The 19337-nt window shown below is 63.4% G+C and carries 10 protein-coding genes; 1 reads left to right on the forward strand and 9 read right to left on the reverse strand.

What is annotated here, in order from left to right; all coding sequences use genetic code 11:
• Positions 1–16 precede the first annotated feature (16 nt).
• Positions 17–325 carry a 30S ribosomal protein S10 gene (gene rpsJ / locus J7E80_RS10175; protein ID WP_003803825.1) on the reverse strand — a complete coding sequence of 103 codons (309 nt, stop codon included), beginning with the start codon at positions 323–325 and terminating at the stop codon, positions 17–19.
• A 429-nt stretch (positions 326–754) separates the two neighbouring features.
• On the opposite strand from rpsJ, the gene J7E80_RS10180 reads away from it, so the two are divergent.
• Positions 755–2215 (forward strand): GH1 family beta-glucosidase, encoded by a 1461-nt coding sequence (locus tag J7E80_RS10180; protein ID WP_215051335.1) that lies wholly within the window; start codon positions 755–757, stop codon positions 2213–2215.
• Between the two features lie 42 nt (positions 2216–2257).
• Here the strand turns inward: J7E80_RS10180 and J7E80_RS24265 are convergent, their stop codons facing one another.
• The 8 genes from J7E80_RS24265 to rpoB all read right to left on the reverse strand — a co-directional run bounded on the left by J7E80_RS24265 (position 2258) and on the right by rpoB (position 19229).
• Entirely contained in the window at positions 2258–2383 is a 126-nt protein-coding gene (locus J7E80_RS24265) for a hypothetical protein (RefSeq protein WP_285291838.1), read from the reverse strand.
• An 83-nt stretch (positions 2384–2466) separates the two neighbouring features.
• Positions 2467–6693 carry a hypothetical protein gene (locus J7E80_RS10185; RefSeq protein WP_251036702.1) on the reverse strand — a complete coding sequence of 1409 codons (4227 nt, stop codon included), beginning with the start codon at positions 6691–6693 and terminating at the stop codon, positions 2467–2469.
• Between the two features lie 164 nt (positions 6694–6857).
• The gene (tuf, locus tag J7E80_RS10190) at positions 6858–8048 is read right to left on the reverse strand and encodes an elongation factor Tu (RefSeq protein WP_215051336.1); all 1191 of its coding nucleotides are present in this window, start codon (positions 8046–8048) and stop codon (positions 6858–6860) included.
• Between the two features lie 246 nt (positions 8049–8294).
• The gene (gene fusA, locus J7E80_RS10195; protein ID WP_215051337.1) at positions 8295–10409 is read right to left on the reverse strand and encodes an elongation factor G; all 2115 of its coding nucleotides are present in this window, start codon (positions 10407–10409) and stop codon (positions 8295–8297) included.
• Positions 10410–10477: 68 nt separating this feature from the next.
• Positions 10478–10948: a 30S ribosomal protein S7 gene (gene rpsG, locus J7E80_RS10200; RefSeq protein WP_011692813.1), complete on the reverse strand. Its 471-nt coding sequence runs from the start codon at positions 10946–10948 to the stop codon at positions 10478–10480.
• A gap of 1 nt (position 10949) precedes the next feature.
• Complete coding sequence (rpsL, locus tag J7E80_RS10205; protein ID WP_018773658.1) at positions 10950–11324, reverse strand: 30S ribosomal protein S12; 375 nt, start codon at positions 11322–11324, stop codon at positions 10950–10952.
• Positions 11325–11723: 399 nt separating this feature from the next.
• Entirely contained in the window at positions 11724–15623 is a 3900-nt protein-coding gene (locus J7E80_RS10210) for a DNA-directed RNA polymerase subunit beta' (RefSeq protein ID WP_215051338.1), read from the reverse strand.
• 99 nt (positions 15624–15722) lie between these two features.
• On the reverse strand, positions 15723–19229 hold the full coding sequence (gene rpoB / locus J7E80_RS10215) for a DNA-directed RNA polymerase subunit beta (RefSeq protein ID WP_215051339.1): 3507 nt from the start codon (positions 19227–19229) through the stop codon (positions 15723–15725).
• Positions 19230–19337: the final 108 nt, after the last annotated feature.

Raw genomic sequence — 19337 nt, forward strand, 5'->3', positions numbered from 1 at the left:
GTCTCTCAGCACCTCCCTACAGCTTGATTTCGATGTTCACGTCGGCCGGCAGGTCGAGACGCATAAGCGAGTCAACTGCCTTCGGCGTGGGGTCGATGATGTCGATCAGACGCTTGTGCGTGCGCATTTCGAAATGCTCGCGGCTGTCCTTGTACTTGTGGGGAGAGCGGATTACGCAGTAAACGTTCTTCTCCGTCGGCAGCGGCACGGGGCCGACTACCGTTGCGCCTGCGCGCGTGACCGTCTCAACGATCTTCCGTGCTGAAACGTCAATGACCTCGTGGTCGTATGACTTCAGCCGGATGCGGATTTTTTGTCCCGCCATGTCGCCTGACTCTCTTTCAGTCTGTGCTTCCCCTGGTTAGGGCTGCCCTGTTTACTTACTCGTTGTGTGGCTGCCGAAGCATTTGAAGTCTGAACTACCACCCGCCGCACAAGCTGAATCCGGATGAATCCGGGTTCCTCAACCTGCCGGCGTAACCGACCCCCGCGGTCGGGCGTGTCGCACCTTCGAAGCGTGCGAGCCCGCAGTTCCATGGGGAGTGGGTTATGTTTGGGCTTCGACCTGGACCCTGACACCCGGCATTATCCGGATCGGGACGCGAAGAAGCGCTTGAACAACTCATCTAGTATGCCGGATTTTGCCCGCGGATGCGAATCAGCCCGCCCCGGGGGGACTGTTCCACCCTACCTCCGATCGCTTCCCCAATTCCCGGTCATTGCCTTCGGCAATCTGCGATTGGATGATGGATGAATGGCCGTGCAGAATGCTGACGCCGCATACGCCTCATCCTTGCGGGACCTCGCCGCGCGGCTCAGGCCCGGCTTTACCTTGGGGGTGGCGGCGGCGGCATTCCAGATCGAGGGCGCCCTGGCTGCCGGCGGCCGGGGTCCGTCTGGCTGGGACGCGTTTGCCGCGAAGCCGGGAACCATCGCGAACGGCCACTCCCCTGCCGTGGCCTGCGACCACTACAACCGGGTACCCGAGGACATCGCGCTCATGCAGGAGCTGGGCATCGACTCCTACCGCTTCTCCCTGTCCTGGCCAAGGATCCAACCTGACGGCCGGGGCGCCGTCAACGCCCAGGGCCTGGACTTCTATGACAGGCTGATCGACCAGCTGCTCGCGGCGGGCATCTCCCCCATGGCCACCCTCTACCACTGGGACACACCGCTCCCCCTCGAGGACAGCGGCGGCTGGATGAACCGCGCGACGGCTGGGCATTTCGCGGACTATGTCGCGGCAGCCGCAAAACGGCTCGGCGACCGGGTGGCCCAGTGGGTAACGCTGAACGAGCCGGTTTCCGTGACCCTGAACGGTTACGCCCTGGGCGTCCACGCCCCTGGCCGGGATTTGCTGTTCGACGCCCTGCCCTCGGTTCATCACCAGCTCCTGGGCCACGGTCTCGCCGTCCAGGCGTTGCGGGCCGCCGGGGTTGCCGGCGCCATCGGGATCACCAACCTGCATTCCCCGGTGCGCCCCGCAACACGGAAGCTCACGGACCGCCTGCTGGCCAGGGTGTTTGATCTGGTCCTTAACAGGGTTTACTCCGATCCCATCCTGCTGGGCCGCTATCCGAAGCCGCCCGCGGCGGCCAGGCCGTGGTTCCGCTCCCTGGCCAAAGCGTCCGACGACGACCTCCGCCTCATCAGCCAGCCTCTGGACTTCTACGGGGTGAACTACTACTACCCGGTGAAAGTCGCCGCCGGGCAGGGCCCGGCAGATACCCCGGCCGGAACTGCGGAAGCCATGGCCCGCGTACCGTTCCATCTGGCGGCATTTCCGGAGTATGCCACTACGGGCTTCGGCTGGCCGGTTGCACCCGAGCATCTCGGAATACTGCTGCGTGAACTCAAGGACAGGTACGGGGCCGCGCTCCCGCCCCTCTACATCACGGAAAGCGGTGCCAGCTTCCCGGAGCCGGAGCACGTCACCGGCCCCATCGCAGACGGCCGCCGCATCGACTACCTGGCGCATCATCTGCATCAGGCGATGGTTTCCACCGCGCCCGGCGGGATTGCACATGATGTGGAGCTGCTGGGCTACTACGTCTGGACCCTGATGGACAATTTTGAGTGGGCGGCCGGGTATTCGCAGCGCTTCGGCCTGGTCCATGTGGACTTTGACACGCTCAAACGCACGCCGAAGAAGTCCTTCTACTGGCTCCAGGCCCTCAGCCGTGCACGGAAGGCACGCACCGCGGAACCCGCCTGAGCCATGGGACCCGCGCCAGGCAGAAGGGTGCTCTTGCCTGGGCTATTTGTTCTTGTTGGCCCGGTTGATGCGCTTTGCGCGGTCGATCTCGTCGCGGAAATGCTTCTTGGCCCAGAAAACACCGGCCACAATAGCTGCAGCCACAACCAGGAAAATAAGCCATTCCATGATGTGCCCCCTCTCTTTTAAGCAACGATAGCAGGGGGCCGGCTCCGTCATTCCGCCCAGCACGGCCCCGTCCACAGCCCGGCTTACTCCGAGCCCGCTGGCTTGCTGCGGCTGAGCTTCCAGAGGGCCAGCGCGATGAGGCCCGCGGCGATCAGGGCCAGCAGCACGTAGGTGTACTGCCGCATCGCCCACATGATGCACAGCGCAACCCCCGCAGCACCCCACCACACGAACATCCGTTCGCCATAGCCCATGCCGGCCACGAGGAGCGCCGCGAAGAAGGCCAGCACCCAGAGCTGCTGGGCACCGTCCCCGCCGAAGATCACCAGGAGCCCGGTCAGCGAGAGCAGTCCGGAAGCGAGACCGAGATACAGCTTCCCGGCGTCGGTGTGACCGGACCGGTAGCGCAGCACGCCAAGTACCGCGGCCAGGACCACGTACCACTGGGCCGTCCAGAAAGGATCGGGCCAGAAAGGGTCGGGCAACAGGGGCTCGCGCCAAGTGTCATCCGGCAGCACCCCGTCCAGCCAGCTCGGGCGCTGCCCCACGGGAGGGACAAAGAGCGCCGCACGCTGGACGGCGGCCGTCACGGCCAAAGCACCGAGTTCCGCTACGGGCCGGTGCATCGCGGCCGGGACCTCCAGCCACATCACGACGGCAGTACCGGTGACCAGCGCCGCCCCCGTCCACGACGTCGCGCTGTAGAGAAGCCCCACGAGCCCCGCAGCGGCCAGACCCAGGACCGCTGCCCCGACCAGCGAGAGATGGCGGACGTCGCCGCTGCCGCCGGCCGCTGTCGGCGGTCCTTCGGCCTGCGGAGCCCGATCCAGCAGCACACGGCTGCGAATCCACGCGGCCGCATACAGTGCCGCGGCCGCTGTTCCACAACCAGCCAGCCAGGGGAGGTAAAAGCCCCAGGGTCCCGGAACGTCCCCGACCAGTCCATCCGCCGCCATCGTGGCCCCGGCCAGCGCCGCCAGGACCGCCGGCGGGTAGAACCCGGGCACGCGTTCGACGTGCGACGCCACGAAGCATGCCGCTGACAGGGCAATCACCGCGACGCCGGAAATCCAGTCCCCGGACGGAGGTGCCAGCATGGCTGATGCAGTTCCGAAGGAGCCGGCCGCGGTCAGCCACAGCCAGTGGTCAGCGCCTTCGACGTTCCTGTGCCGGAACAGCACTCCGCCGGCGGTGGCGGCGAAGGACATCCCGAGCAGTGAAAATGCGACGCCGGTATGGCTCAGCACGGGAGCTGCAAGGAAGGCGGAGGTGAAGGGGAGCTGGAAAGGCAACAGCGGCCCCAGTGCCACCACCCCGAACAAGGCCGCGTAGATCGCCAGATAGGCGGCGCCCCGGGCGGCGAACAGGCGGCCGGCCGCAACGGCGGAAAGCAGCAACAGAACCAAGGACAACAGCACCACCCAGCGGCCGCCGTCGTCAGCACTGATGTCCTCCCGGAACGGCTGGGCCATATAGGCGGCCGGAAGAATCGCCTGCCCGGCGAGGGTGATCCAGACAGCGGCCTGCTGGAAGGGTACGTCCGTCAGGCGGTGCCGCATGAGCCAGCGGATGACGTGCTGTGCCGCGAACACGAACGCGAAGGTCACGGCAACCACGGTGGACGAGGCCGAAACGTCATAGCTGAGCACCAGTGCCAGCGCCGCCGTCAGGATGCGGGCGGCGGCGAAATAACCGCCCCTCGCAATGCGCTCCTCCACGGCAACCACCATGGCTGCACAGAAGACCGCGAACAGGCCCAGGAGGATTTCGACGTGCGGAAGGGACTCGCCGCGCAGCAGCAAGAGCAGCGCCAGCCCCGCCGGAGCGAAAACCGCTGACCACCGCTGCCGCCGCAGCAGGTATCCGGCACCGGCGGCTCCGCCGGCCAGGAGCAGCGTGGTGAGGGTGGCCTGCCACGACGCGGGTTCGGAGTCGAAAGCCCTGACGGAGGCCTCCGGGGACATGATCGCTGCAGCCTGCAGCGCAAGGAGGACTCCGGCATCTGCCAGATCGCGTCCTTGCTCCCTCCCGCGGAGCGCCGTCCGCAGGGGAATTGCGAGCTGGAGGGACAGCGCGACGGCGAAGACCGTGGACGCGGCAATTGCCTCACCGCCTACCACCACAGGGCCTGCCTCATGCTGAAGCTGGTGAAACAGTGTCAGGACCAGCGCCGTTGCTGCCGCACGGCTGAACCACCAGTAGCACCGCCGCCGCAATGTCGCACCATCGCTGCTTGTCCGGCCGGCGCTCTCCGCCGTCGGCTCCCCTGGAGGAGGGGCTGTCCCGGCGCGGACTGCCGTGACAGCAAGGTAGCCCGTGACGAGCAACAGCGCGGCGTTTCCCAGCGGAAGCGACAGGGTGTCAAAGGCCAGGGGCACGGCGGCCAGCGAGACGGCCAGCGGAACAGCCTCCGCGACGGTCGGACGCCAAGGGCCATCGTTCCCGTACCGGGGAACCAGCATCAAGCCGACGGCCAGCGACGCCAGGAGTTGGGCGCCGATCGCGATGAATCCAAGGTCTTCCACCGCCGTGAGGAAGGTTCCTGAAAGGAAGGTCGACAGTGATACGGCGCGCTCATCCTGATCGAGCGCCAGCACAGTCATGGTTCCCGCACCGGCGGTCGTGAATAGGGCAAGGCTCAGCTGTGGAGCCAACGCCGGTATCTGGCGGCGGATCAGCACAGCCGTGGCCAGCTGCTGAAGAACAAGGGCAATGCACAGCGCAAAGGCTGCGGCCGAGAAGCGGGCGTCGTGCTGGCCGACGATAGCTGCCGTTAGCACCGGAGCCGCCAGCGTGAGGGCAATGCGGGCTGCGAGGACAAAATGAAGCCGCAGCGGCTCAGCGGCGGGGAGGGAGCGCAGGATCCAGTATGCCGCTCCAGCGATGAGCAGCCCCGTCAAGCTCCAGGCACCCAACGGGTCCGCCAGCAGGATGGCCAGACCGAGGGCAGCAACGGGCGCCCATTCCGCGGCTCCACGGTGCCTGGCGGCAAGCACCATGCCTGTCAGGAGTGCGAGCACGGTGAGGCCCAACAGCGGCAGGCCCTCATCGCCCTCCGAAGGCTGGTAGAAGAACTCCAGCGCCTCCGCGACCGCGAAGGCGGCAGTCAGGGACAGCTGCAACCCGAAGGTGACAGCCAGGTCAAGCCGCCATCGGCGGTGGTACAGGATGCCTGCCAACAGGGCCGGAAGGCGATTCGCTTCCATGAAAGTGAGGACAGCCTGGACTGCCAGCAGCACAGCGGCGGCGGCCAAGGCGGTGCTCCCCCGGCCGCTCAGGTTCCAGACCGCCACGGCTGCTGCCACTGTCAGGCTTGCCCGGGCTGCCAGGAACTGCAGGGTTCTGAAGCCCGCCCCTGGGGCGACAGCCATCACCGCAAAATAGCATCCGCACATGGCCATGATCCGGGCGTAATCGCCGCGGCCGAGCATCAGCGGAACCATCGTGGCGGCTACCGCGACCGCTGGCACCATGAACGGATGCAGCTGGGCAAGCGGCCTAAGATACAGCGGCGGCAGCCAGCCCGGCTTCAGTATGGCCAGGAGTGTGAAGAACACCGCCACCCCGATGAGCGCCGTGAAGTACCACATGAGCGCCCCGCCCAGCACGGAGACGCCCGACCACGCCGTTGAGGCGACGAACGTCAGCGAGAGGTACACGAGGACGCGGCTCTCAAGCCGGAGGGCCGCCAGGACATACGCAGCGGTACCGACGACCGAAGTTATCAGCCACGCCAGCGGAGCATGGTGAAGAACGAGGGTGTACAGGGCCAGTCCTGTTACGGGAATCAAGGCGAGTCCGGTACCGGAAAACGCAACGGCGGCAGGCTTCAGGCGCGGGGCACGCTTGTGAAGCATCAGGCCTGCTGTATAAAACAGGGCCGTGATGGTGCAGACTCCAGCAAACTTCAGCGGCACGGGAAGCGCGGTCCCGATGAATAGCGCACCGGCAGCGACGAGGAGCAGACTGGCGACGTAGAGCGTGACATTGATGTTTTGCTGCTCGCGCCGCTCCCGTGCTTTCTCCCGCTCGGCACGGAGTTCGGCTTCCCTCTGCGGCGAAATGGCCTGCGGCGAAACGGCCCGGTACGCGGGAGGGGACGGCAGCCTAACCGGCCCCTGCGACAGCCACGACGGCTGGCCGGCGGGCGGACGAGGCGCTGCCGGTTCAGGCGCTACCGGTTCCGGCTGGGCGGGTTGGGGCGCTGCCGGCGCAGCGGATGCCGCGGCGCTGGCCAGGGCATCCCGCCATCCTTGGAGATGCCCAGCCCGGTAACCGGCGTTGTACGCCTCACCCATGGAACCCCACATGTCGCAGCCTTCCGCCCATCGCTGGCCGCGAAAGCCGCCGGCAACAATTAATCCAATGAATGGATTAAGAGTAGCCAAAAAACAGCCCCGCTGCACTAGCAGCGGGGCTGTTTTGAAGATCCGTCAGGCCGTTAGCAGGCCGTCCGGTCCATAATCATCAAAGACTACTTGATGATGCTGGTGACACGTCCCGAACCAACGGTGCGGCCGCCTTCGCGGATAGCGAAGCCGAGGCCCTCTTCCATTGCGATGGGCTGGATGAGCGCAACGGTCATCTCAGTGTTGTCGCCGGGCATAACCATTTCCGTGCCTTCCGGCAGGGTGATAACGCCGGTTACGTCCGTGGTGCGGAAGTAGAACTGCGGGCGGTAGTTCGAGTAGAACGGGTTGTGACGTCCGCCTTCGTCCTTGGAGAGGATGTAGACGTTAGCCTCGAAGTCGGTGTGCGGGGTGATGGAACCCGGCTTGACGACAACCTGGCCACGCTCTACGTCATCGCGCTTCAGACCGCGGAGCAGGAGGCCACAGTTCTCGCCGGCCCATGCTTCGTCGAGCTGCTTGTGGAACATCTCGATACCGGTAACCGTGGTCTTCTGGACCGGGCGGATGCCGACGATCTCGACCTCAGAGTTGATGGCGAGGGTTCCACGCTCGGCGCGGCCCGTTACAACGGTGCCACGGCCGGTGATGGTGAAGACGTCCTCGATCGGCATCAGGAACGGCTTGTCACGGTCACGTACGGGGTCCGGCACGGAGTTGTCAACAGCCTCCATGAGTTCCTCAACGGACTTGACCCACTCCGGGTCGCCTTCCAGGGCCTTGAGGCCGGAAACGCGGACAACCGGAGCTTCGTCGCCATCGAAGCCCTGCGAGCTCAGGAGCTCACGAACTTCCATTTCAACGAGGTCGAGGAGTTCCTCGTCGTCAACCATGTCAGCCTTGTTCAGGGCGACCAGCAGGTAGGGAACGCCAACCTGGCGGGCGAGCAGAACGTGCTCACGGGTCTGGGCCATCGGGCCGTCAGTGGCGGCAACCACGAGGATTGCACCGTCCATCTGGGCAGCACCGGTGATCATGTTCTTGATGTAGTCAGCGTGACCGGGGGCGTCTACGTGTGCGTAGTGGCGCTTTTCGGTCTGGTACTCAACGTGGGAGATGTTGATGGTAATGCCGCGCTGACGCTCTTCGGGAGCAGAGTCGATCGACGCGAAGTCACGCTTCTCGTTGAGAGTCGGGTACTTGTCGTACAGCACCTTGGAAATGGCGGCCGTCAACGTCGTCTTACCGTGGTCAACGTGACCAATGGTACCGATGTTAACGTGCGGCTTAGTCCGCTCGAACTTTGCCTTTGCCACAGGTTCCTCCTAGGACGTTTTTCAAATGACTTACCTTCGACCGCGCTTGTCGCGGCAGAAACTCCAGTAAGTCTACTTGGGGGCTTTGGATTGATGAAATTGCAGATTCAGGAACTAATACTAGTGCCTAGAGCCTGTTCGCCCGGACGGCCGGGATCCGGTCTGGACCGGAGACCGGCCGTCTGGGCCAGGTGAGCTTCAGTTGCCGGAAACGCACCCGAGTTGCTCGCGTGAACAGTCCGAAGACTATTCGCCGCGGGTCTTCTGGATGATCTCGTCGGCTACTGCCTTCGGGACCTCGGCGTAGCTGTTGAACGTCATGGAATAAACAGCACGGCCCTGGGTCTTGGAACGCAGGTCACCGATGTAGCCGAACATGCCGGACAGCGGGACGTGCGCACGGATGACCTTGACGCCCTGGGCATCCTCCATGGACTGCATCTGGCCACGGCGGGAGTTGAGGTCACCGATAACTTCACCCATGTATTCCTCAGGGGTGCGGACCTCGACATCCATCAGCGGTTCGAGCAGAACCGGGTTCGCCTTACGTGCGGCTTCCTTGAAAGCCATACGGCCGGCGATCTTGAACGCCATTTCCGAGGAGTCAACATCGTGGTACGCGCCGTCAATCAGCGTGGCCTTGATGCCAACAACCGGGTAGCCTGCCAGGACGCCGTCGTTCAGCGCATCCTGGATACCGGCGTCGACAGACGGAATGTACTCGCGCGGAACGCGGCCACCGGTGACCTTGTTCTCGAACTCGTACAGTTCGCCCTCAGCCGTATCCAGCGGCTCGATCGCGATCTGGATCTTCGCGAACTGGCCGGAACCACCGGTCTGCTTCTTGTGCGTGTAGTCGTGACGCTCTACAACACGCTTGATGGTTTCGCGGTAAGCAACCTGCGGCTTGCCGACGTTTGCCTCGACCTTGAATTCGCGACGCATGCGGTCCACCAGGATGTCCAGGTGGAGCTCGCCCATGCCGGCGATGATGGTCTGACCGGTGTCTTCGTTGAGGGAAACCTGGAAGGTCGGGTCCTCAGCGGAGAGCTTCTGGATGGCCGTGGAGAGCTTCTCCTGGTCACCCTTGGTGTTCGGCTCGATCGCAACAGAGATCACGGGCTCCGGGAAGCTCATGGACTCGAGGACGATCTGGTTGCTGGAGTCACACAGGGTGTCACCCGTGGTGGTGTCCTTCAGACCAATGGCTGCGTAGATGTGGCCGGCGGTAGCGCCCTCAACGGGCATTTCCTTGTTGGCGTGCATCTGGAACAGCTTGCCGATGCGCTCCTTCTTGCCCTTGGTGGAGTTGACCACCTGCGCGCCTGCTTCCACGTGACCGGAGTACACGCGGATGAAGGTGAGCTGGCCGAAGAAGGGGTGTGCGGCGATCTTGAAGGCAAGGGCCGAGAACGGCTCTTCCGAAGACGGCTTGCGGGTCAGTTCCTTCTCTTCGTCGCGAGGATCGTGACCGATCATCGGGGGGACGTCGAGCGGGTTCGGCAGGTAGTCGACGACGGCATCCAGCATCGGCTGCACGCCGCGGTTCTTGAATGCGGAACCACAGAACACCGGGTAGATCTCCGAGTTGATGGTCATCTTGCGGATGCCAGCCTTGAGCTCGTCGATGGAGATCTCTTCGCCCTCGAGGTACTTCTCCATGAGTTCCTCGGAGGACTCTGCGACAGCCTCAACGAGGTGTGCACGGTATTCCTCGGCCTTGGCCTGCAGGTCTGCCGGGATTTCACGGATCTCGTACTTGGCGCCCATGGTGACATCACCCTTGGCATCGCCGGGCCATACCAGCGCGCGCATGTAGAGCAGGTCCACGACGCCGATGAAGTCGTTCTCGGCACCGATGGGCAGCTGCATGACCAGCGGCTTGGCGCCGAGGCGGCTGATGATGGTGTCTACGGTGAAGTAGAAGTCAGCACCGAGCTTGTCCATCTTGTTGACGAAGCAGATACGCGGAACGTTGTACTTGTCAGCCTGACGCCAAACGGTCTCGGACTGCGGCTCAACGCCTTCCTTGCCGTCGAAGACGGCAACTGCACCGTCGAGGACGCGCAGGGAGCGCTCAACCTCAACCGTGAAGTCCACGTGGCCCGGGGTGTCGATGATGTTGATCTGGTTGTTTTCCCAGAAGCAGGTCACGGCGGCAGACGTGATGGTGATGCCGCGTTCCTTTTCCTGTTCCATCCAGTCGGTGGTCGAAGCGCCGTCGTGCGTTTCGCCGATCTTGTGGTTCACACCTGTGTAGAACAGAATGCGCTCGGTGGTGGTGGTCTTGCCAGCATCAATGTGGGCCATGATGCCGATGTTGCGGACCTTACTAAGGTCTGTAAGCACGTCCTGTGCCACGGTGTCTCCCTTTCGGATGGACTACGCGTTCGCCGCCGGCTCAGCGAGCCGGCGGCGTACGGGAAGTTTTACCAGCGGTAGTGTGCGAAGGCCTTGTTCGACTCGGCCATCTTGTGGGTGTCTTCGCGACGCTTCACAGCGGCACCGAGACCATTGGAGGCATCCAGGATTTCGTTCTGGAGACGCTCGGTCATCGTCTTTTCGCGGCGGGCCTTGGAGTAGCCAACCAGCCAGCGCAGCGCGAGGGCGGTGGAGCGGCCGGGCTTGACCTCAACCGGAACCTGGTAGGTTGCGCCACCGACGCGGCGGGAGCGGACCTCGAGGGAAGGCTTGACGTTCTCCATGGCCTTCTTGAGGGCGGCAACGGGGTCGCCACCGGACTTGGCACGTGCACCTTCGAGGGCACCGTAAACGATGCGCTCTGCGGTGGACTTCTTGCCGTCAACCAGCACCTTGTTGATCAACTGGGTGACCAGCGGGGAGCCGTAAACGGGATCTAGTACGAGCGGCCGCTTGGGGGCCGGACCCTTGCGAGGCATATTACTTCTTCTCCATCTTTGCGCCGTAGCGGCTACGGGCCTGCTTACGGTTCTTGACACCCTGGGTATCGAGGGCGCCGCGGACGATCTTGTAGCGGACACCGGGGAGGTCCTTCACACGACCACCACGAACGAGCACAATGGAGTGCTCCTGGAGGTTGTGGCCTACACCGGGGATGTAGGCGGTGACTTCAATGCCACCGTTAAGGCGCACACGTGCAACCTTACGCAGAGCCGAGTTCGGCTTCTTCGGGGTGGTGGTGTACACGCGGGTGCAAACACCGCGGCGCATCGGGCTGCCGTTAAGCGCTGGAGCCTTGGTCTTTTTGACCTTCGGCGTGCGGCCCTTGCGGACCAGCTGGTTAATCGTAGGCACTTTCGTGTTCTCCGTTTTATCCGGAACGGCCTCTGACAGCCGTTCTCCTGTTGCTTTGCCCCGCCGCCCGAGCTTTGAAGAAGTCTCCAGAGCAGCTGAGGCGAAGCCTTTAATAGTCGGATCGCACACATGGGGGAAGAAGACCTGGTGTTCGCCTTCGATGGTCCCTAGGCATGCAAAAATGTGGCATACGTTGCACAAGAACCCTGCAAACCGGAAACGTCGCTCTGGTCCAGCCTTTCAGCTATGACCGGCGCACTCATCCACTGCCACAATAACAATTGACACCCAGTCTAACATGGACGGCCACCAGCGGTTAAACGGCAACGCGGGGTCACTTGGAGCCGAATCCACGATGCGGATCGGGCCGTAAGTGACCCCGCGTTGTTTTAGGAACGCTTAGCGGAAGTCGTTGCCCAGGTCGTAGTCATCCAGCGGGATGGCGTGGAACTCAGGAGCTCCGTCGCCGCCCAGGGAATCGTAGGAGAAGTCGCTGAATGCGCTCGGGCCGGTGAACAGATTGGCCTTTGCTTCTTCAGTCGGTTCCACCGTGACCTCGGTGTAGCGCGGGAGACCCGTGCCGGCCGGGATCAGCTTACCGATGATGACGTTCTCCTTGAGGCCGAGCAGCGGATCGCTCTTGCCTTCCATGGCCGCCTGCGTCAGGACGCGGGTGGTCTCCTGGAAGGAAGCTGCGGACAGCCAGGACTCGGTGGCCAGGGAGGCCTTGGTGATACCCATGAGCTCAGGACGCCCGGAAGCCGGAGTCTTGCCCTCGGACACAACGCGGCGGTTGGCGTCCTCGAAGCGGCTGCGCTCGGCCAGCTCACCGGGGAGCAGGTCGGACTCGCCGGATTCGATGACCGTGACGCGGCGCAGCATCTGGCGGACGATGACTTCCACGTGCTTGTCGTGGATGCCAATGCCCTGGCTGCGGTACACGCCCTGCACTTCGTCCACGAGGAACTTCTGTGCGGCACGCGGACCCATGATGCGCAGGACCTGCTTCGGGTCGACCGGACCGTTGATGAGCTTCTGGCCCACCGTGACGTGCTGGCCGTCCTCGATCAGGAGGCGTGAACGGCGCAGGACCGGGTACGCGATCTCTTCGGAACCGTCATCCGGGGTGATGACCAGGCGCATCTGGCGCTCGGACTCTTCGATGGTGATGCGTCCGGCCGCTTCTGCAATCGGCGCCACACCCTTCGGAGTACGGGCTTCGAAGAGCTCCTGGATACGGGGCAGACCCTGGGTGATGTCGTCGCCACCGCCGGCGGAAACAGCACCACCGGTGTGGAACGTACGCATGGTCAGCTGGGTGCCCGGCTCACCGATGGACTGTGCGGCGATGATGCCGACAGCCTCACCAATGTCGACGGTCTTGCCCGTGGCCAGCGAACGGCCGTAGCACAGAGCGCAGGTACCGACACTGGACTCACAGGTGAGTACGGAGCGGACCTTGACCTCGGTGATGCCGGCTGCGAACAGCTCGGCGATCACGACGTCGCCGCAGTCGGTGCCACCGGCTGCCAGGACGTTGCCCTTGGAGTCAACGACATCCACGGCCAGCGTACGGGCGTAGGCGCTGTTCTCGACGTTCTCGTCCAGCACCAGTTCACCGTTGGCGTCGGCGACGGCGATCGGAGTCACCAGGCCGCGTTCGGTGCCGCAGTCCTCTTCGCGGACAATGACGTCCTGCGAAACGTCCACCAGACGACGGGTCAGGTAACCCGAGTTGGCGGTACGCAGTGCGGTGTCAGCCAGACCCTTACGGGCACCGTGCGTGGCGATGAAGTATTCCAGCACCGACAGGCCCTCGCGGTAGGAGGACTTGATCGGACGCGGGATGATTTCACTCTTCGGGTTGGCCACCAGGCCACGGATACCCGCGATCTGACGGACCTGCATCCAGTTACCACGTGCACCGGAGGACACCATGCGGTTGATGGTGTTCATCGGGGACAGGCTGTCGCGCATTGCCTGGGCAATCTCGTTCGTTGCCTTGTTCCAGATCTCGATCAGTTCCTGGCGACGCTCGTCGTCGTCGATCAGGCCCTTGTCGTACTGGCCCTGGATCTTGGCAGCCATGGTCTCGTATCCGGCGAGGAGCTCCGGCTTGGAGGCCGGAACCTCGATGTCCGAGATGGCAACCGTGACACCCGAGCGGGTGGCCCAGTAGAAGCCGGCGTCCTTGAGGTTGTCCAGCGTTGCCGCGGTAACAACCTTCGGGTAGCGCTCTGCAAGATCGTTGACGATGCGGGAAAGTTCGCCCTTGTCGGCAACGGCCTCAACCCACGGGTAGTCCTCGGGCAGGGTCTCGTTGAAGAGGACCTGGCCGAGCGAGGTCTGGACCAGCGCAGGCTGACCCTGTTCCCAGCCTTCCGGAGCTTCCCAGCCCGCGTAAGGGACGAAGCCCTCGAGGCGGATCTTGACCTGGGAGTTCAGGTGCAGCTCGTGGGCATCGAACGCCATGATGGCTTCCGACACCGAGCCGAAGATCCGGCCTTCGCCAGCTGAACCCACACGCTTGGTGGTCAGGTGGTAGAGGCCGATGATCATATCCTGTGAAGGCAGGGTCACCGGACGGCCGTCGGACGGCTTCAGGATGTTGTTCGAGGAGAGCATCAGAATGCGTGCCTCAGCCTGGGCCTCGGGGCTCAGCGGCAGGTGGACTGCCATCTGGTCGCCGTCGAAGTCAGCGTTGAAGGCGCCACAAACCAGCGGGTGAAGCTGGATGGCCTTGCCTTCAACAAGCTGGGGCTCGAACGCCTGGATGCCGAGACGGTGCAGGGTAGGTGCACGGTTCAGCAGCACGGGGTGCTCGGTGATGATCTCCTCGAGAACGTCCCAGACCTGCGGACGGTAACGCTCAACCATGCGCTTGGCCGACTTGATGTTCTGGGCGTGGTTGAGGTCAACCAGGCGCTTCATCACGAACGGCTTGAACAGCTCCAGGGCCATCTGCTTGGGCAGACCACACTGGTGCAGCTTCAGCTGCGGACCGACGACGATGACCGAACGGCCGGAGTAGTCGACGCGCTTGCCAAGGAGGTTCTGGCGGAAACGGCCCTGCTTGCCCTTGAGCATGTCGCTCAGGGACTTCAGCGGACGGTTGCCCGGTCCGGTGACCGGACGGCCGCGGCGGCCGTTGTCGAAGAGGCTGTCAACAGCTTCCTGAAGCATGCGCTTCTCGTTGTTGACGATGATCTCCGGAGCACCCAGGTCAAGCAGTCGCTTGAGGCGGTTGTTGCGGTTGATCACACGGCGGTACAGGTCGTTGAGGTCCGAGGTCGCGAAGCGGCCACCGTCCAGCTGGACCATCGGGCGCAGTTCCGGCGGGATCACCGGGACGGCGTCCAGCACCATGCCCAGAGGGCTGTTGTTGGTGGTGAGGAACGCGTTGACGACCTTAAGGCGCTTCAGGGCACGGGTCTTGCGCTGGCCCTTGCCGTTGGCGATGACGTCGCGCAGTGCGTCGGACTCGGCCTGCATGTCGAAGTTCTCAAGACGCTTCTTGATGGCTTCGGCACCCATGGAGCCTTCGAAGTACATGCCGTAGCGGTCGCGCAGTTCGCGGTACAGGCCTTCGTCACCCTCGAGGTCGGCGACCTTCAGGTTCTTGAAGCGGTCCCAGACCTGCTCGAGGCGCTCGATCTCGGCGTCGGCACGCTTGCGGACGTTCGCCATCTGGCGGTCAGCGGAGTCGCGGGCCTTCTTCTTGTCGGCAGCCTTGGCGCCTTCGCCTTCGAGACGGGCAAGCTCGTTCTCAAGGTCGCGGGCGATCGTGGCGATGTCGGAGTCGCGGTTGTCGATCAGCTGCTTCTTCTCGATGTCGTGCTCAACCTGCAGGTTGGGCAGTTCCTCGTGGCGGCTCTCGGCGTCAACGCTCGTGATCATGTAGGCAGCGAAGTAGATGACCTTCTCGAGGTCCTTCGGTGCCAGGTCAAGGAGGTAGCCCAGACGGGAGGGAACACCCTTGAAGTACCAGATGTGGGTTACCGGCGCAGCCAGTTCGATATGGCCCATGCGCTCGCGGCGTACCTTGGCGCGGGTGACCTCAACGCCACACCGCTCGCAGATGATGCCCTTGAAGCGCACGCGCTTGTACTTGCCGCAGTAGCATTCCCAGTCACGGGACGGGCCGAAGATCTTCTCGCAGAAGAGGCCGTCCTTCTCGGGCTTGAGCGTGCGGTAGTTAATGGTTTCCGGCTTCTTAACCTCGCCGTACGACCAGCCACGGATGTCTTCCGCGGTGGCGAGGCCGATCTGCATGAGGCCGAAGGAGGATTCGCTGGACATATGGTCCCTGTTCTCTCTTGTTCTCTAAATTCTGAAGTCTTGGTTGCGGGATGAGGAAGGTGACGTACGACGGCGGGCGGTCACCCGCCGTCGTACTCCCTAGACCTCTTCTACGGAACTGGGCTCTGCACGAGACAGATCGATGCCCAGTTCTTCCGCAGCCGTGAAGACTGCGTCATCAGAGTCACGCATTTCAATTGTGGTTCCGTCCGTGGAAAGCACTTCCACGTTCAGGCACAGCGACTGCATTTCCTTGATCAAGACCTTGAAGGACTCAGGAACGCCCGGCTCCGGGATGTTCTCGCCCTTGACGATGGCTTCGTAGACCTTCACACGACCGTGGATATCATCCGACTTGATCGTGAGGAGCTCCTGGAGCGTGTAGGCGGCGCCGTAAGCTTCGAGCGCCCACACTTCCATTTCACCGAAGCGCTGGCCACCGAACTGAGCCTTACCACCCAGCGGCTGCTGCGTGATCATGGAGTACGGCCCGGTGGAGCGCGCGTGGATCTTGTCGTCCACCAGGTGGTGGAGTTTCAGGATGTACATGTAGCCGACCGAGATCGGATCCGGGAACGGCTCGCCGGAGCGGCCGTCAAACAGGCGGGTCTTGCCGGAGGAGTTGATCAGGCGGTCACCGTCGCGGGTCGGGTTGGTGGAGTCCAGCAGGCCCGTGATTTCCTCTTCGCGGGCACCGTCGAAGACCGGCGTTGCAACAGTGGTCTGGCCACTCTCGCGCGGAAGGTTCGGCAGCTGCTTGACCCACTCGGGCTCGCCTTCGATCTTCCAACCGGTCTTGGCAACCCAGCCGAGGTGCGTTTCCAGCACCTGGCCGACGTTCATACGGCCCGGCACACCCAGCGGGTTCAGGACAATATCAACGGGGGTGCCGTCGGCAAGGAAGGGCATGTCCTCGATCGGAAGGATCTTGGAGATAACACCCTTGTTGCCGTGACGGCCGGCGAGCTTGTCGCCGTCGGTGATCTTGCGCTTGGCAGCCACGTAGACGCGGACCAGCTGGTTCACGCCCGGGGGCAGCTCGTCGTCGTTGTCGCGGTCGAAGACGCGGACGCCGATGACGGTGCCGGACTCGCCGTGGGGCACCTTCAGGGAGGTGTCGCGCACTTCGCGGGACTTCTCACCGAAGATGGCGCGCAGCAGGCGCTCTTCCGGGGTCAGTTCGGTTTCACCCTTCGGGGTGACCTTTCCGACCAGGATGTCGCCGGCTTCAACCTCGGCACCGATGTGGATGATGCCGCGCTCGTCCAGGCCTGCGAGGACTTCCTCGGAGACGTTGGGGATGTCACGGGTGATTTCCTCGGCACCAAGCTTGGTGTCGCGGGCATCAATCTCGTGCTCCTCGATGTGGATGGAGGAGAGGACATCCTCAGCGACGATGCGCTGGGACAGGATGATGGCATCCTCGAAGTTGTGGCCTTCCCATGACATGAATGCCACGAGGAGGTTCTTACCGAGGGCGAGTTCACCCTGGTCCGTTGCCGGGCCGTCAGCGATGATGCCGCCGACCTCCAGGCGCTGGCCTTCGCTCACCAGAACGCGGTGGTTGTAGCAGTTGCCCTGGTTGGAGCGGGCAAACTTGTTGATGCGGTAGTTGGTTTCCGTGCCGTCATCGTTGAGCATGATGACCAGTTCAGCGGAGACCTCGGTGACCACACCCGCCTTCTTCGCGATGACAACGTCACCGGCGTCGACAGCAGCGGCGCGTTCCATGCCGGTACCCACGAAGGGTGCCTCGGAACGGACCAGCGGCACAGCCTGGCGCTGCATGTTGGCACCCATGAGTGCACGGTTTGCGTCGTCATGCTCGAGGAACGGGATCAGGGCGGTTGCCACGGACACCATCTGGCGCGGGGAAACGTCCATGAACTGCACGTCGGCTGCGGGGACGAGCACGGGCTCGCCTCCACCACCGCGGGCGCGGACGAGGACGGTCTCTTCGGCGAACCTCTTGTCGGCATCCAGCGGAGCGTTGGCCTGGGCGATCAGGACCTCTGCTTCGTCGTCGGCCGTCAGGTACTGGACCTCGTCCGAAACGACACCGTCGGCCACGAGGCGGTAGGGCGTCTCGATGAAACCGAAGGGGTTGATGCGGCCATAGGAAGCCAGCGAACCGATCAGACCAATGTTCGGGCCTTCAGGGGTCTCAATGGGGCACATACGTCCATAGTGGGACGGGTGAACGTCTCGGACTTCCATGCCTGCACGGTCACGGGACAGACCACCCGGGCCAAGCGCCGACAGGCGGCGCTTGTGGGTCAGACCCGACAGCGGGTTGTTCTGGTCCATGAACTGGGACAGCTGGGACGTTCCGAAGAACTCCTTGATGGCTGCCACGACCGGGCGGATGTTGATCAGGGTCTGCGGCGTGATGGCCTCGACGTCCTGCGTGGTCATGCGTTCGCGGACGACGCGTTCCATACGGGACAGGCCGGTGCGGACCTGGTTCTCGATGAGCTCGCCGACGGCGCGGATGCGGCGGTTGCCGAAGTGGTCGATGTCATCGATCTCGACGCGCAGCTCGTGGTCCTGGCCGTCGCGCTTGCCCATGAGGGTCTTCTCACCGGCGTGGAGCGCAACCAGGAACTTGATCATGGCGACGATGTCTTCAACGTGCAGGACCGAGGCTTCCTTGTCGCCAAGGGAGCGGTCGATGCCAAGCTTGCGGTTGATCTTGTAGCGGCCAACCTTGGCCAGATCATAGCGCTTGGAGTTGAAGTACAGGTTGTCCAGCAGGGACTGGGCAGCCTCAACGGTGGGCGGCTCGCCCGGACGCAGCTTGCGGTAAATGTCCAGCAGGGCGTCTTCGCGGGTTTCGGTGGCGTCCTTCTCCAGCGTGGCGCGCATGGAGTCGTACTGGCCGAACTCCTCGAGGATCTGGCCTTCGGTCCAGCCGAGGGCCTTCAGCAGCACGGTGACGGACTGCTTGCGCTTGCGGTCAAGGCGCACGCCGACCTGGTCGCGCTTGTCGATCTCAAGCTCGAACCATGCACCGCGGGACGGGATGATCTTCGCGGTGAAAATGTCTTTGTCGCTGGTCTTGTCAGCGGTGCGCTCGAAGTAGGCGCCCGGCGAACGGACCAGCTGGGAGACGACGACACGCTCGGTGCCGTTGACGACGAAGGTGCCCTTCTCGGTCATCAGCGGGAAGTCACCCATGAACACGGTCTGCTGCTTGATTTCGCCCGTGTTGTTGTTCATGAATTCGGCCTTGACGTACAGCGGTGCCGAGTACGTAGCGTCCCGGTCCTTGCATTCAGCCATGGTGTATTTGGGATCAGCGAACTCCGGATCGGAGAAGCTCAGGGACATGGTGCCCTGGAAATCCTCAATCGGGGAGATCTCTTCGAAGATGTCGGAAAGACCGGAGGTGGTGGCGACGCTGAGGTCGCCTTCTTCGACGGCTTTCGCTACCCTTGCCTGCCAGCGTTCATTTCCGACCAGCCAGTCGAAGCTGTCCGTCTGCAGGGCGAGCAGATTCGGAACGTCAAGAGGTTCGTGAATCTTTGCGAATGAGAGCCGGCGAGTGGCACCATCGGTGCTTGCCGTGTTAGCGGTTTCGTTATTAGAGGTGCTCGAGGCGACCAAGAGGGATCCTTCCACAGACCTTCAGGCGTTTTCAGATCTCCCCCGCTATGTACCCTGCAGAGTGACTCCGCAGTGCTACCATCCGGTTCCGCTATATGACCCGGGACC

It is taken from the genome of Arthrobacter sp. ISL-28, from assembly GCF_018613875.1.
Taxonomy (GTDB): domain Bacteria; phylum Actinomycetota; class Actinomycetes; order Actinomycetales; family Micrococcaceae; genus Arthrobacter.

Excerpts from the sequence above, each read along its gene's own strand:
- rpsJ (WP_003803825.1), bottom strand. The coding sequence starts at position 325 with ATGGCGGGACAAAAAATCCGCATCCGGCTGAAGTCATACGACCACGAG.
- J7E80_RS10180 (WP_215051335.1), top strand. The coding sequence starts at position 755 with ATGGCCGTGCAGAATGCTGACGCCGCATACGCCTCATCCTTGCGGGAC.
- J7E80_RS24265 (WP_285291838.1), bottom strand. The coding sequence starts at position 2,383 with ATGGAATGGCTTATTTTCCTGGTTGTGGCTGCAGCTATTGTGGCCGGT.
- J7E80_RS10185 (WP_251036702.1), bottom strand. The coding sequence starts at position 6,693 with ATGTGGGGTTCCATGGGTGAGGCGTACAACGCCGGTTACCGGGCTGGG.
- rpsG (WP_011692813.1), bottom strand. The coding sequence starts at position 10,948 with ATGCCTCGCAAGGGTCCGGCCCCCAAGCGGCCGCTCGTACTAGATCCC.
- J7E80_RS10210 (WP_215051338.1), bottom strand. The coding sequence starts at position 15,623 with ATGTCCAGCGAATCCTCCTTCGGCCTCATGCAGATCGGCCTCGCCACC.